Origin of the sequence: Streptomyces marianii (assembly GCF_005795905.1) — a bacterium.
GTDB lineage: Bacteria > Actinomycetota > Actinomycetes > Streptomycetales > Streptomycetaceae > Streptomyces > Streptomyces marianii.
On record NZ_VAWE01000001.1, the window covers coordinates 1,260,867 to 1,274,814 of the forward strand.

Annotated in this window: 11 protein-coding genes; 8 read left to right on the plus strand and 3 right to left on the minus strand. The window is 72.4% G+C overall.

The annotated features are described in order from the left end of the window. Positions 1–133 precede the first annotated feature (133 nt). The gene (gene nhaA, locus FEF34_RS05745; protein ID WP_138052145.1) at positions 134–1,450 is read left to right on the plus strand and encodes a Na+/H+ antiporter NhaA; all 1,317 of its coding nucleotides are present in this window, start codon (positions 134–136) and stop codon (positions 1,448–1,450) included. A 257-nt stretch (positions 1,451–1,707) separates the two neighbouring features. Here nhaA and FEF34_RS05750 read toward each other — a convergent pair whose 3' ends face one another. Next, positions 1,708–2,607: a bifunctional helix-turn-helix transcriptional regulator/GNAT family N-acetyltransferase gene (locus tag FEF34_RS05750; RefSeq protein ID WP_138052146.1), complete on the minus strand. Its 900-nt coding sequence runs from the start codon at positions 2,605–2,607 to the stop codon at positions 1,708–1,710. A 284-nt stretch (positions 2,608–2,891) separates the two neighbouring features. On the opposite strand from FEF34_RS05750, the gene FEF34_RS05755 reads away from it, so the two are divergent. From FEF34_RS05755 to FEF34_RS05765, 3 genes are all read left to right on the plus strand, one after another. Further along, entirely contained in the window at positions 2,892–3,461 is a 570-nt protein-coding gene (locus tag FEF34_RS05755) for a 2Fe-2S iron-sulfur cluster-binding protein (RefSeq protein ID WP_138052147.1), read from the plus strand. Beyond that, complete coding sequence (locus FEF34_RS05760; protein WP_138052148.1) at positions 3,458–4,444, plus strand: FAD binding domain-containing protein; 987 nt, start codon at positions 3,458–3,460, stop codon at positions 4,442–4,444. Before FEF34_RS05755 ends, FEF34_RS05760 begins: the two co-directional genes overlap by 4 nt. 127 nt (positions 4,445–4,571) lie before the next feature. Next, positions 4,572–6,800 carry a xanthine dehydrogenase family protein molybdopterin-binding subunit gene (locus tag FEF34_RS05765; RefSeq protein WP_138052149.1) on the plus strand — a complete coding sequence of 743 codons (2,229 nt, stop codon included), beginning with the start codon at positions 4,572–4,574 and terminating at the stop codon, positions 6,798–6,800. Between the two features lie 227 nt (positions 6,801–7,027). Here FEF34_RS05765 and FEF34_RS05770 read toward each other — a convergent pair whose 3' ends face one another. Both FEF34_RS05770 and FEF34_RS05775 read right to left on the minus strand, forming a co-directional pair. Continuing rightward, positions 7,028–8,698, minus strand: a complete 1,671-nt coding sequence (locus tag FEF34_RS05770; RefSeq protein ID WP_234042289.1) for a DUF6895 family protein — start codon at positions 8,696–8,698, stop codon at positions 7,028–7,030. Between the two features lie 35 nt (positions 8,699–8,733). Next, positions 8,734–8,940 (minus strand): hypothetical protein, encoded by a 207-nt coding sequence (locus FEF34_RS05775; protein ID WP_138052150.1) that lies wholly within the window; start codon positions 8,938–8,940, stop codon positions 8,734–8,736. A gap of 239 nt (positions 8,941–9,179) precedes the next feature. On the opposite strand from FEF34_RS05775, the gene FEF34_RS05780 reads away from it, so the two are divergent. The 4 genes from FEF34_RS05780 to FEF34_RS05795 all read left to right on the plus strand — a co-directional run bounded on the left by FEF34_RS05780 (position 9,180) and on the right by FEF34_RS05795 (position 13,847). Beyond that, positions 9,180–9,449: a hypothetical protein gene (locus FEF34_RS05780; protein ID WP_138052151.1), complete on the plus strand. Its 270-nt coding sequence runs from the start codon at positions 9,180–9,182 to the stop codon at positions 9,447–9,449. Positions 9,450–10,013: 564 nt separating this feature from the next. Continuing rightward, positions 10,014–10,724, plus strand: a complete 711-nt coding sequence (locus FEF34_RS05785; RefSeq protein ID WP_138052152.1) for a PepSY domain-containing protein — start codon at positions 10,014–10,016, stop codon at positions 10,722–10,724. A 265-nt stretch (positions 10,725–10,989) separates the two neighbouring features. Further along, a complete protein-coding gene (locus FEF34_RS05790; protein ID WP_138052153.1) occupies positions 10,990–12,051 on the plus strand; it encodes an ATP-binding protein in 1,062 nt (353 codons plus the stop codon). After that, positions 12,048–13,847, plus strand: coding sequence for a vWA domain-containing protein (locus FEF34_RS05795; protein WP_138052154.1), 1,800 nt, complete (start codon positions 12,048–12,050; stop codon positions 13,845–13,847). The genes FEF34_RS05790 and FEF34_RS05795 overlap by 4 nt, the downstream gene beginning before the upstream one ends. Positions 13,848–13,948: the final 101 nt, after the last annotated feature.

Sequence of the window (13,948 nt, forward strand, 5' to 3'; positions counted from 1 at the left end):
GTCTGGTGACAGCACCCGCCTTCTGGTTAGGGTGTTAAGAACGCGTCAACGCGACGCGAGGTGTGCCGGGAAGTCTGGTCGGCGGCAATGGGCGCAGTGTGCCCGCAACATCGACGGCCCGGAGGCCCCCCTCATGTCAGACGCTCCGCGTCAGCGCACCACCTTCCTCGGCCTGCTGCCGCTGCCCGAGCGCAACGCCGTGGCCCAGGCGCTGCGTACGGAGACCGTCGGCGGACTCGTCCTGCTCGCCGCGGCGGTGGTCGCGCTCGTATGGGCGAACAGCCCGTGGAGCGGCGTCTACGAGCGGATACGCGACTTCCACTTCGGTGTCCCCGCCCTCGGCCTCGACCTCTCCGTCGGCCACTGGACCGCCGACGGTCTCCTCGCCGTCTTCTTCCTGGTCGCCGGAATCGAGCTCAAGCGAGAGCTCGTCGTCGGCGAACTCCGCAACCCCGCCACCGCCGCCCTGCCGGTCATCGCGGCGGTCTGCGGCATGGTCGTGCCCGCCGCGCTCTACATCGCCGTCGCCATGCCCGCGGGCGGCTCACCGAGTGGCTGGGCCGTACCGATGGCCACCGACATCGCCTTCGCGCTCGCGGTCCTCGCCGTCCTCAGCACCCATCTGCCCGCCGCTCTCCGCGCGTTCCTGCTCACGCTCGCAGTCGTCGACGACCTCGGCGCGATCCTGATCATCGCGGTGTTCTTCACCAGCGACCTGAACTTCGCGGCACTCGGCGGGGCCTTCGCCGGACTGGTCCTCTTCTACGTCCTCCAGCGCCTGCGGGTCAGGGGCTGGTGGTGGTACGTGCCGCTCGGCCTCGCCATCTGGGCACTGATGTACAACGGCGGGGTCCACGCCACGGTCGCGGGCGTCGCCATGGGCCTGATCCTGCGCACCACCCGCGACAAGGGCGAGGACGCGTCCCCCGCCGAGCGCACCTCGCACCTGCTGCACCCGGTCTCGGCCGGCGTGGCGGTGCCGCTGTTCGCCCTGTTCGCCGCAGGTGTCGGCGTCTCCGGAGCCGCCCTGTCCGAGGTCTTCACCCGTCCCGAACCGCTCGGGGTCGTCCTCGGCCTCGTCGTCGGCAAGACGGTCGGCATCTTCGCCGGCACCTATCTCGCCGCTCGCTACACCCGTGCCCGGCTCAACCCGGATCTCGAGTGGGCGGACGTCTTCTCCCTCGCGGTCCTGGCGGGCATCGGCTTCACCGTCGCCCTCCTCATCGGGGAGCTCGCCTTCCGCGACCCGTCCCAGACCGAGCAGATCAAGGCGGCGGTCCTGGTCGGATCGCTGATCGCGGCGGGCCTCGCCGCCCTGCTGATCAAACGCCGCAACGCCGTCTACCGCCGCCTCTACGAGGAGGAGACGCGCGACGACAACGCGGACGGGATCCCCGACATCTACCAGCGGGCGGACTCGGCCCCCGCGGCACCCGACACCGCCCGGTGACGGAGCCCGACCCGATCTCGTACGGAGGGACCGCCCCGTGCTCCCGTCCCCCGGCGGCCGACCCGTCCCCGGGGTGAGGTGAGGCCCGGGTGACGGGCACCCTCCGGCGGGAGCGGAGGTCGCCGCGGCTCCGCGACGCCCCGGCACCCGGCACCCGACCCCGGCACCGGCACCGGCACCGCTGATGATCGGCGCCGGCTCTGCGCCGCGTGGACGTGCCCCGTGGCGGCCGGCACCCGGAGGGCCGAACTTCGTTCCTACCGCGTTCCCGGGGCGAGCCGCTTTTCGAACCAGTGGTGGGCGTAGGGTTCGTCGTTGAAGGCGGGGACCTCGGTGTAACCGCTGTCGCGGTAGAGACGCGTGGCCGCCTCCAGGGCCTTGTTGGTGTCGAGCCGCACCAGTTCGCAGCCGTGCCGGGCCGCGCGTTCCTCGAGTTCGGACAGGAGGCGCCGGGCGAGGCCGAGGCCTCGGGCATCGGGACGGACCCACAGCCGCTTGATCTCGGCGGGTGCTCCGGCCGCCAGCTTGAGCCCGGCGCAGCCCACCGGCTCCCCGTGCAGCCGGGCCACGAGGAACAGTCCGCGCGGTGCGCGCAGTTCGCCCGGGTCGGGCAGCAGACTGTTCGCGGGGTCGAAGCCGCCGTCGAAGAGCTCCCCCAGTTCTGCGGCGTAGGACCGCAGGCAGTGCGCGGCGTCCGGGTGGTCGGGGTCGAGCGCGGCCAGGGTGACCGTCGAAGCGGTCAGCAGTCGCTCGACCTCCGCCATGGCCGAAGTCAGCCGGTCCCGTTGCCGGGCGTTGAGCGGGGCGAGGAGCGATGCGGCGAGTGCGTCACTGCGGCCGTCGAGAAGAGCGCGCTCCTGCCGCCCGGCCTCGGTCAGCCGTACGGTGCGGACCCGCCGGTCGCGGGGGTGGGGCCCGACGGCGACGAGGCCGTCCCGCTCGAGCGCGCGCAGCAGCCGGCTCACATAGCCGGAGTCGAGGCCGAGCCGGTCCCGTACGCCGCGGACGTCGTGCGTGTCGCCGTCGCCGATCTGCCAGAGCAGCCGAGCCTGCCCGTACGGGCGTGCGCCGCCCAGATAGTGGTCGTGCAGCACTCCCACTCGCTCGGCGACCGTCCGGTTGAAGCGCCGTACCCGGTCCACCTGTTCCTCGATCATCCTCTGACCTTAGTCAGAGGAAAACGGCCCGGCAAGCCGGCCGGGGAGCCCGGCGTGGTGGTACCCGGCGAGAGCGGCGCCGGTCCCGCTCCCCGGCCGGTACACCGGACGGGGGCGTGCGGGGAACCGCACCACGAGGACATGAATCGCGGTTGGCGGGCATGTGCGAGACGCTGGACTGCAGAGCGCGCCCCGCAAGGGCGACGAGCCGCGGGGAGGCGCGCCGACAGCGGCGACGCACGTCGGGCTTGACACCCGCACCCGAGCGAGGAAGGCGGGCTGTGATGAGCTATCCGGGGACGGGCCCCGCCGGGCCGAGCGACGGCGAGACGGCCCCACTCTCGGCGATACGGCTGAACGTCAACGATCACATGTGGCGGCTCGAGGTGGATCCGCGGACCTCGCTGCTCGACGCGCTGCGCGAGCACCTTCGCCTGAGCGGGACGAAGAAAGGGTGCGACCACGGTCAGTGCGGCGCCTGCACGGTGCTGGTCAACGGCCGGCGCGTCAACTCCTGTCTGTCGCTGGCCGTCATGCACGAGGACGACGAGATCGTCACGATCGAGGGCCTCGGCGATCCCGACCACCTGCACCCCGTGCAGCGCGCCTTCGTCGAGAAGGACGGCTTCCAGTGCGGTTACTGCACACCGGGGCAGATCTGTTCGGCCGTCGGCATGCTCGCCGAGGTGGAGGCGGGCTGGCCCAGTCACGCCACCGCCGACGTGGCCTCGCCGCACATCGCCCTGACGGACGCGGAGATCCGCGAGCGGATGAGCGGCAACATCTGCCGGTGCGCCGCCTATCCGAACATCGTCGCGGCCATCCGCGGCACGGCGGAAGGCGGCACGGCATGAGGTCCTTCACCTACGAGCGGGCAACGGACCCTCAGGCCGCCGTCGCCGCGGTGTCCAGGAACGGTGCCAAGTTCATCAGCGGCGGCACCAACCTGCTGGACCTGATGAAGCTGGACATCGAGAAGCCGAGCCATCTGGTCGACATCAGCCGGCTCCCGCTGCGCGCCATCGAGGAACTCCCGGACGGCGGGCTGCGTGTGGGCGCCCAGGCGCCGAACTCCGACGTGGCCGCCGACGCCCTGGTCCGCACCCGTTATCCGGTGCTGTCGGAGGCGCTGCTGTCCGGCGCCTCGGGCCAGCTGCGCAACAAGGCGTCCACGGGGGGAAACCTGCTGCAGCGCACCCGGTGCCCCTACTTCTACGACACCGCCGCGGGCTGCAACAAGCGCGAGCCCGGAAGCGGGTGTTCGGCCATCGGCGGGTTCAACCGCATACACGCGATCCTCGGCGCGAGTGGATCCTGCATCGCCACCCACCCCTCGGACATGGCGGTGGCCCTGACGGTGCTGGACGCGGAGATCGAACTACTCGACGCCGAAGGGGCGGTGCGCCGCGTCGCCATCACCGACTTCTACCGGCTGCCCGGCGACACACCGCACATCGAGACCGTGCTGCGGCCCGGCGAGATGATCACGAGCGTCGTCCTGCCGCCGCCCCCGCCCGGCCGGCAGAGGTACCGCAAGGTACGCGACCGGGCGTCGTACGAGTTCGCGCTGGTCTCCGTGGCGGCCGTCGTGTCGACGACCGACGCGGGAAGCGTCCGTGAGGCCCGGGTGGCGTTCGGCGGTGTGGCGCACAAGCCGTGGCGGTCCGCCGAGGCGGAGGCCGCGCTGACCGGCCGCCCCGCCGAGATGGCCACGTATCGCGCCGCGGCCGAGGCGGCCATGCGCGACGCCGCCGGACAGGGGCACAACGACTTCAAGATCGAGCTGGCCGGGCGCACCCTGTGCCGCACGCTGGCACAGGTGGCCGGGACCGGCTGAGTCCCGCCAGGAGGCCGGGACCGACCGGGACCGGGAGCCGACCGGGACCGGGAGCCGACCGGGACCGGGAGCCGACCGGGACCGGGAGCCGACCGGCGGGCAAGCCGGCTCCGCAGGAGGAGGCGAGATGATCGGGCACGCTGTGGACCGCGTCGACGGGCCGCTCAAGGCGACCGGGCGAGCAGCCTACGCGTACGAGCACTGGGAGGCCGGCCCGCCGCTCTACGGTTTCATCGTCGGGGCGACGATCGGCAAAGGCCGCATCACCCGGATCGACACCGAGGAGGCCGAGCGGGCACCCGGTGTGCATCTGGTGATGACCCATCTCAACGCCCCGGCGCAGGGCCCCCGCGACGAGTCCGTTCCCTTCGAGTACTGGCGTGCCCAGCCGGAGCTCACCGGCCCCGAGATCCACTACTACGGCGAACCGGTGGCGCTCGTCGTCGCCGGGACCCTCGAGCAGGCCCGGGCCGCGGCCGACCTCGTCGAGGTCGAGTACGGCACCGGGCGGGGGCGTTTCGACTTCGCCGAGTTCGAGGACGACGTCTACATCCCGAAGGTGGTCAACGCCGGTATCCCCACCGACACCGAGGTGGGCGACTTCGACGCCGGATTCGACGACGCGGAGGTCAAGGTCGACCAGCAGTACACGACGCCCTACGAGTTCTCGCTGCCGATAGAGCCGAACGCGTGTCTGGCGGAACCGCGCGGCGAGGACCTGGTCCTCTACGTCAGCTCCCAGATCGTCAACGCGGCGCAGGTCTCGGTCGCCACGACGCTCCTGATGGACCCCGAGCGGGTCCACGCCGTCGCCCCCTTCGTCGGCGGGGGGTTCGGCTCGAAACTGGGCATCCACTCGGAGACGATCCTGGCGGCGCTCGCCGCCCGCACGCTGAGCCGACCGGTGAAGGTCGCGATGACCCGCCAGCAGGTCTTCCAACTCGTCGGCATGCGCCCCACATCGCGCCAGCGGGTCCGGCTGGGCGCGGAGCGCGACGGGCGGCTGACGGCGATCGCCCACGACGTCACGATGCACACCAACCCCGACGTCGAGTACGCCGAGCAGACCGCCGCCACCACCCGCAGCCTGTATGCCGCGCCCCACCGGTTGACCAGCCACCGGCTGGCGGCGCTCGACCTGCCGCGCGGGACGGACGTTCGCGCGCCGGGCGAGGCGCCGGGCATGCTGGCGGTCGAGTCGGCGATGGACGAGCTGGCGCACTCGCTCGGCCTGGACCCGGTCGAGCTGCGGATCCGCAACGAGCCCACCGTCGACCCCGAGCGGAACGTGCCGTACAGCGAACGGCGGCTGGTCGACTGCCTGCGCGAAGGCGCCCACCGGTTCGGGTGGGAGCACCGCCCGGTCACGCCTGCGAGTCTGCGCGACGGACGGTGGCTGGTCGGGTACGGCATGTCGGCGGCCATCCGCGGGCACTTCCAGGGGCCGACGACGGTGCGCGTGCGGCTGGAGGCGGACGGCACCGCCGTCGTCCGGACGGACATGACCGACATCGGCACGGGCACGTACACCATCCTCACCCAGGTCGCGGCCGAGGGACTCGGACTCCCGCTCGAACGGGTGCGGATCGAGCTCGGGCTCTCCGACTTCCCCACCAGTTGGGGCTCCGGAGGCTCGTGGGGCGCCGCCAACTCGTGCACCGCGACCCACCGGGCGTGCCTGGCCCTGCGCGCGAAGTTGCTGGAAGCGGCCTGTGGCGACGCACGCTCTCCGCTGCACGGACTGGACCCGGCAGACGCGGTCTTCTCCGACGGAAGCGTCGGCATCGGCGGCGCGTCCGAGACCCTGGAAGGGATCGTCGCGCGCAGCCTTCCCGGCGGTGTGGAGGCCGAGGGCCAGGTCCGCTACATGGGCGATGAACCGAACTACTCCGACTACTCGATCAACACCTACGGGGCCCATTTCGCGGAGGTGGGCGTCGACGCGGACACGGCCGAGATCCGTCTGCGGCGGATGCTCGGTGTGTTCTCCGTGGGGCGGGTGCTCAACCCGAAGACGACCCGCTCGCAGCTGATCGGCGGCATGATCTGGGGTGTCGGCGCGGCCCTCCAGGAGGAAGCTGTCATCGACCGGCGATCCGGCGCCTTCGTCAACCGGGATTTCGCGGGCTACCTGGTTCCGGTGCACGCCGACATCACCGACGTCGACGCCGTCGTCCTGGACGGCTACGACGACAAGGCCAACGTCCTGGGCGCGAAGGGCGTCGGTGAGCTGGGCATCTGCGGTGCCGGTGCGTCCGTCGCGAACGCGGTGTTCAACGCCACCGGTGTGCGGGTGCGCGACTTCCCCGTCACCATCGAGAAGGTGCTGCCCGGGCTGCCGCCGATGGCAGCCTGAAGGGGTTCCCCCGTCGCCGGGCGGTGAACGGCGCCCCGCGGACCGGTCCGTCAGCGCCGGGTGGTCCCCCATGCCGACCTTGTGTCGGGCCGTGGCCGCCGGCTCTCGTATCTCCCGCCTGCCGGCCGGAGAAGAGGCGGCCGCCGGGGAAGGTGCCCGGCCCGGCCGTCGCCCCGGCCGCCCTCTCCTCGCCCGTCTCCCCCACGCTCCGCGCGGGCGACCGCAGGTCAGTCCCTCAGCCCGGTCGTCGCCGCGGCGGCAAGGGCGATCACCGCACTTCGCGTCCAGGAGTACTGGGCCCTGCGGCGTGCCGTCCGGTCGTCGAAGGCCGGATAGCCGAAGGCTCCGCCGGTGTTCTGCTGGGCGATCAGGAAGGACAGGGCGTCCCGGGTGATGCGGTGGTGGCCCCAGCCCTCCTGGATGAGGGTGCGGAGCGTCCCCGCCATCTGCCCCAGGTGGTAGGTCTCCCGGGCTTCGCACAGGGAGACGGCGGCGTGGAGAGGATAGAGGTGCCGTTCTCGGCGCGTGGTCTGCCGGGGAATCGACGAGGCGGCGGACCGGCTGAGGACGCCGAGGCTGATCAGCCGGTGCACTCCGCCGGCGGTGTCGGCGGGGATGCTCTCGAGGGAGGCGATCGCGTCGGCGGTGGCTTTGAGGTGTTCGTCCAGGGAGGGGCAGTGGACCTCCGCCTGCCGGAGCGCCAGGGCGAACGCTCCTGCGATCTCCATCCCCTGCTCCTGCCAGAAGGCCGGGGCGGCGTCCGCGAGGTGCGCCGCGTAGCACTCGAGTGAGGGTCGGGCGAGGTCGTGTTCCCGGATCGCGGACGCGCCGACGGCCGCGGCGGTGACCCCGGCGAGGCCGGAGCGGTGGTCCTGCTCCGGAACCGCGTCGCACAGCCACATCACCGCGCGCCTCAGGGGTGTCCGCAGGCAGACGTCCTCGGCAGGCGGAGTCGGGGGCGGCTGGCTGCGGCGCCGCGGACTGCGCTCGAGCAGACCGGCCAGCGCGGCGACGATGGTGGTGTGGTACCCCTCGGCCCAGTGCCGGAAGTCGCCGTCCCCGGCGTCGGCTCCGGGGTGGAGCACGCCTTCGGGGCCGTTCACGCGACCGTTCCCGTCCTGGACCGACTCCAGGAAGGCCCAGGCGCGGTCCGCCGCGTAGGAGTCGGTGACGCCGAGGCAGTACAGGCAGCACAACAGCTCCCCGACCAGGTCGGCGTTGGCGCGTGCCTCGGCCAGGACGAGGAGGGCTTCGAGGAGTTCGACGCCCTCACCGGGCCGGAACCCGCGAGGCCATGCCGGGTCGCGCAGGCCGAAGTCGGTGACGTAGAAGATGGTGTGGGTGATGGCGTAGACGTCTCGATCGGCCAGCTTCAGCACGTTCGGGCGCCGGCACAGGAGCGAGAACGGCAGAACATCGTCCATCGGGGACAGGTCGTGCTCGATTCCGCACAGGTACAGGGTGTGGAGCAGGTCCAGCTGCCGATACGGAACTCGCTCGAAAGCCGCCGCGTACCCGCCTTCCACGGCCTGCCGGATGATGCGCTCGAACTCCGGGGCGTCGCGGCCGCACAGCCGCAGCGCCGCGTACGTGCCGGCGTACAGCAGCAGGGCGCTCTCGTCCCGCGCGATCATCTCCCGATAGGAGGGCTCCCGGGCCACGTCCTCGACCTGCTCGAGAATGGACGCGTAGTCGTCCGTGAGCGGCGAGTCGTCGAGCCGGGCTCGCAGTCCCGCCAGAAACGCCGTCTCGATCAGCGCCTTGCGGGTGAAGAGCACACTGTCAGGCCGGGCGCTGCGCGGGTCCAGCAGGGCCCGGCGCGCAGCGAGCCAGGCGACCGCCCGGTCCTCCACCGCGCGCCTTCGAGACGACCGGACGCCGGGCTGTTCTGCTCTCACCGTGGTCCTCCCGGCAGTCATCTTGCGTGGTTCGATCAGCTGTCAGTGGGCGCCGCGGCGTCCGCTACTTCGTTGGCGACGACCAGGACGTAGCGTTCCCAGGCCAGTACATAGCCCGCGACATCGTCCAGCTGGCTGACCTGGCCGACCACACGCTCCAGCGGAACGCTGAGATCGACCAGTCCACTGGTCCTGAGGAAATCCAGCGCTTTGCGCGCATCGACCGACGGTGGACAGGACATGACGCACCTCCCTTTCGGAGTCCAGCATTTCCCGTCCACTATCTGCCCAACGGGCATGGCAGCGGAATATGCGTACGGTAACTCATACAGTCATATCTCCCCAATTGCGCGGACGGATCGGGAGTTTGACGGCACCTCGACGCGTCACCGCGCCAAGCGACCATGACTTCGTACGCCGGCTCCCCGCACACCACCGCGTCGCCGTGTGATCTTCCCGCGGGACCGGGTAGTCGGGCCCGATGTTCAAGCATCGACGTGTACGGGTTGCGGCTGTCCTTCTGAGCGCCTGGGTGGTGCTGGCAGCAGTGGAGAGGTGGACGGAGAAGGCGTCGTGGTCCTCCGCGGTGTCGGCCGGGCTGCTGTGGTCGGGCGTGGTGGCGGGTGCCTGGTGGTTCGCCGAGTGGACGCAGGCCGGACGGTTCCGCCCGGGCGCCGCGGGCACCTCCGGCGGACACCGGAGGGAAGAGGAGCGGCAGTTGCCCGCGGACCGGACGCGCCGGAGCCGCTGACATTGGGGGAACCCGGGCTCACGGGGCGTGGCCGCCGTGGGCGCGGGTGCGCGACGCACCAGAGATGGAACGGGGAGCGGATCCGACGGTCCGGCTCCCACGGCACCTCCCGGACGGCCGATGCATGGTGCGGACCCGGGCACCCTCCTCGCGCGCCTCGAGCGGTGCCGCCGGCCCCGCGGTCGTGTCGGGACCGTCCGAAGGAACACGGAACGGTGCGGGTCGCCGGCGGGGATCCAGGGCGGCCGGTCGCACGTCAGCGGTGGACGGCGAGGGTCGGCCGAACCGTCCTTCGCCGCCTCGGCGTCGGGCCGCCGTGGCAGCAGCGGCCGCGCGCCCGCCCTGCCGGCCGGAGAACGGCCGGCCGCCGAGGAAGCCGCCTTCCGGGGAGCGGTCGCCGCGGGCTCCGCCGTCCTACGGCCCGCGACCTCCGCGCCGCGAACGGACCGGGAATCGGGCTGCCGGAGGTGTCGGGGCCGCGCCCCGGCGGCGGTCGGAACGGCGAACGGGTGATCTTCAGGGCGGGCGGTCTGCCTCGCGGGGGCAGCGGTTACGCGTGGCGACATGAACGAATCGCTGCATGCTCTCCGTCTGCGTTCCGCCCTGCCAGCATGTCTCATGGTCTGCTCCGCCCTGCTCGTGACCGGCTGCGGCAGCGACGCGGGCACCAAGGGTCCGGCGGCCGTCGCCACCCCGGCGGCTCCGACCGGCGTCGGCCCCACCGGTTCACCGGACCCCACGGACACCGGGGCCCGTCTCACCGACGACCAGGTCGCGCGCATGTCGCTGGTGCAGGCGGCCAAGGTCCCGTGGGACGGGGCAGCCGACACAGCCGTCGGCACCGTCGCCGGGAGCAAGCTGGTCGGGATCGAGCTGCGGCGTTACAAGGGCGGCGCCACCGCCTCACCCGTACCGAGCCCCGGCAGCCCCGAGTGGACCGCCGAGGTGGCCGGCCAGAACGGCATGGTCCACCGGGTCCTCGTGGACGGCGTTTCCGGCACGGTGCTGCGGTCCCGGCCGGAGACCGATCAGGACGCGGACGACATGCGTGAGCTCACCGACCGCCTGACCAGGGCTCAGGTGTCGCCGGAGCAGGCGGTGAAGACGGCCACGGAGAGGAAGCAGGGAACCGTCACCGAAGTCCACCTGGGCGACGAGGACCACACGCTCGTGTGGTCGGTGGACGTCGTCAAACGGCAGGACTGGAGCAAGACGGCCTTCGACATCGACGCCGCCACCGGCGAGGTCCTGCGCGAGCAGGTGTACAAGGGCTGACCCTCCCCGCGGGCCGGGGCACTCGGCGTCCGATCGGCTCCGGGCGGGGTGATCACCGGAGCCGGTCGCGCCCGCCCGGCGCCGATCCGGACCGCGCCGCCCGGAGCCGGTCGAACGCCCCCGGCGCCGATCCGGACCGCGCCGGGCGCACCGCCGCACGGGGCGATAAACCGGCTGCGCCGAGAGGTCCGGAACGTCCAGACTGTTCGGACGCATCGAACAGTCCGGGCGCACCGGACCTCGCCTCGTCCCAGGAGTCCTCAGCGTGCAGGCAGCCGTCACCGTCACGCCCGCCCGTGTCCCCGAGCTGCTGCTCGGCCTCGCCACGGTGCGCCCCGTCTTCCTGTGGGGTGCCCCCGGCATCGGCAAGTCGTCCCTCGTGCGGAACTTCGCCGAGTCCCTCGGCCTCGAGTGCGTCAGCCTCCTCGGCACCCAGCTCGCGCCCGAGGACCTCATCGGCGTCCCGCAGATCCGCGACGGGAGGTCCGTCTTCTGCCCGCCGGAAGCCATCGCGCGGGACGAACCGTACTGCCTGTTCCTCGACGAGCTGAACGCCGCGACCCCCGATGTGCAGAAGGCCTTCTACTCCCTGATCCTCGACCGGCGCATCGGAACCTACGAACTCCCCGAGGGCTCCGTCGTCATCGGCGCCGGCAACCGCGCCACCGACAACGCGCTGGCCCGGCCCGTCGCCTCCGCCCTGGTCAACCGCCTCACTCATGTCCATCTGCGCGCCTCCGCCACGGACTGGCTCGTATGGGCGGGCGAGAACGGGATCCACCCGTGGGTCGTCGACTACGTCAGCGACCGGCCCGACCACCTCTGGTCGCAGCCGCCGAAGACGGAGGAGCCCTTCTCCACCCCCCGCTCGTGGCACATGCTCTCCGACGCCCTGCACTCCTTCGGTCCGACGCTCGACGAGGAGACGCTCAGGATCGTCGCGCACGGCACACTCACCCCCGCGCACGCCGTGTCCTTCTGCGGCTACGCGAAGATCGTGCGGCACGCGTACGGCATCGACGCCATCGTCAAGGGCGACGCGTCCTGGCCGAACCGCATCGAGGACCGCGACCTGCTCTACTACCTCGCCGACGCCTTCCGGGGCCGGCTGGTCAAGGAACTCCCCGCCGCCAAGGACCAGATCCCGCCCGCTCTGCGGCAGACCGCGCACCGCGCCAAGGCGCTGCTCGTCCAGCTCGCCGAGATCTCCGTCGAGGTCGCCCAGACCGTCATCCGGGACGACGAGGACGGCCAGCCCGTGCTGCCCGCCTGGTTCCTCGTCGAGGCCGCCCGCGACATGCCGCGGCTGGTCGAGGCCCGCCGGTGAGCCGGACGTCGCGCGCGAAGAAGGCCAGGACCGACGCGGCCACCGAGTCCTTCCTCGCCGGCCTGGCCGCCGTCAAGCACAACCCGGCCCTCGCCTCGCTGGACGCCGGCCTCTGCCGCAGCCGCGACTGCGCCCTCGGCCCGCGCCACGGCCTGGCCGCCGTCGACTCCAACGGCACGGTCCACGTCCACCCCGACCGCCGCGCCGAGCCGGCCGAGTGGGCGTGGGCCATCGCCCACTGCCTCATCCATCTCGGCTTCGGCCACGTCCCCGCGGACAAGGGCCCCCGCGCCCAGCCCGACCGGGCCGACCTCGCCGCCCGCTGCGCCGTCGTCAACCGCTTCCTGCTCAGCTACCCCGTCGGCCGTGCCCCCGAGCACCTCCCTGCCTCCTACCCCGACGGCGACGAGGAGCAGCTCGCGAGGCGCTGGCGCCGCGACGGCATCCCCACCGCGTACGAGGGCTGCGGTACGGGCGGTGACTCCCCCGACCAGATCCTGGTGCCGTGGTCGCGGTGGCACACCCCGGCCGACTGGCAACTGGCCTTCGCACACGCCCTCACGCGCACCGTGTCCGCCGCCATGGACCTGGCGGGCGGCCGCCGCGACACGCTCACCGGCGAACGGCTCCCCACACGGCCCTGGGAACGCGCCCTCAGCTGGTTCGTCTCCTCGTACCCGCTTCTCGGCGGCATCGCGTCCGGCATGACCGTCGTCGCCGACGCCGAACTCTCCCGCGCGCACGGCATCGCCGTCGCCGCCGTGGACGCCACGGCCGGCGAGATCTACGTCAACCCGCTGCGGCAGTACGACGACGAGGAGTGGCGCTTCGTCCTCGCCCACGAGATGCTGCACGCCGCACTGCGCCACGGTGACCGGCGCGGCAGTCGCGACCCGTATCTGTTCAACGTCGCCGCCGACTACGTGGTCAACGGCTGGCTCGTCGGGATGGGCGTCGGCACGATGCCCGAAGGGCTGCTGTACGACCCGGCGTTGAAGGACCTCTCCGCGGAGGAGGTGTACGACCGGATCGTCACCGACGCCCGCCGCGCCAGACGGCTGGCCACCCTCCGGGGCAAGGGCGTCGGGGACATCCTCGGCGAACCGCTCGGCGGACGTCCCCGTGACTGGGCGGACCTCGACGAGTTCTACCGGCGCGGCCTGGTCCAGGGACTCGATCTGCACACCGGCGGCGGGCGAGGGCTGCTGCCCTCCGGACTGGTCGAAGAGATCCGGGCGCTCGCCCACCCGCCGGTTCCGTGGGACGCCCGGCTCGCGCGCTGGTTCGACGAGTTCGTGCCCCGCCCCGAGGCCGTACGCAGTTACGCCCGGCCCGCCCGCCGTCAGGCGTCGACCCCCGACATCCCGCGCGCCGGACGGTACTTCCCGCCCGAGGAGGTCGCCCGGTGCACCTTCGGCGTCGTCCTGGACACCTCCGGCTCCATGGGCACCCGGCTGCTCGGCAAGGCACTCGGCGCCGTCGCCTCGTACGCCGAGGCGCGGGACGTACCGGCCGCCCGGGTGGTCTTCTGCGACGCCGCCGCGTACGACGCGGGCTATCTGCCGCCGGCGGAGATCGCGGGCCGGGTCCGGGTGCGCGGGCGCGGCGGCACGGTCCTCCAGCCGGGGGTCGACCTCCTGCGGCGCGCGGAGGACTTCCCGGCGACGGCGCCCGTGCTCGTCATCACGGACGGCTACTGCGATGTGCTGCGCGTACGGCCCGAGCACGCCTATCTCGTCCCGGAGGGTGCCTCGCTCCCCTTCACGCCCCGCGGGCCGGTGTTCCGCCTCAGCTGAGGCCGACCGCGGCGCCCCGCTTGAAAAGGCCGCCCGGCTGTTCTCCGCGGTGTCGCAACTTCCCGTTCGCATGCGGCCGTTGTGACGCGGGGTGTCCCTCG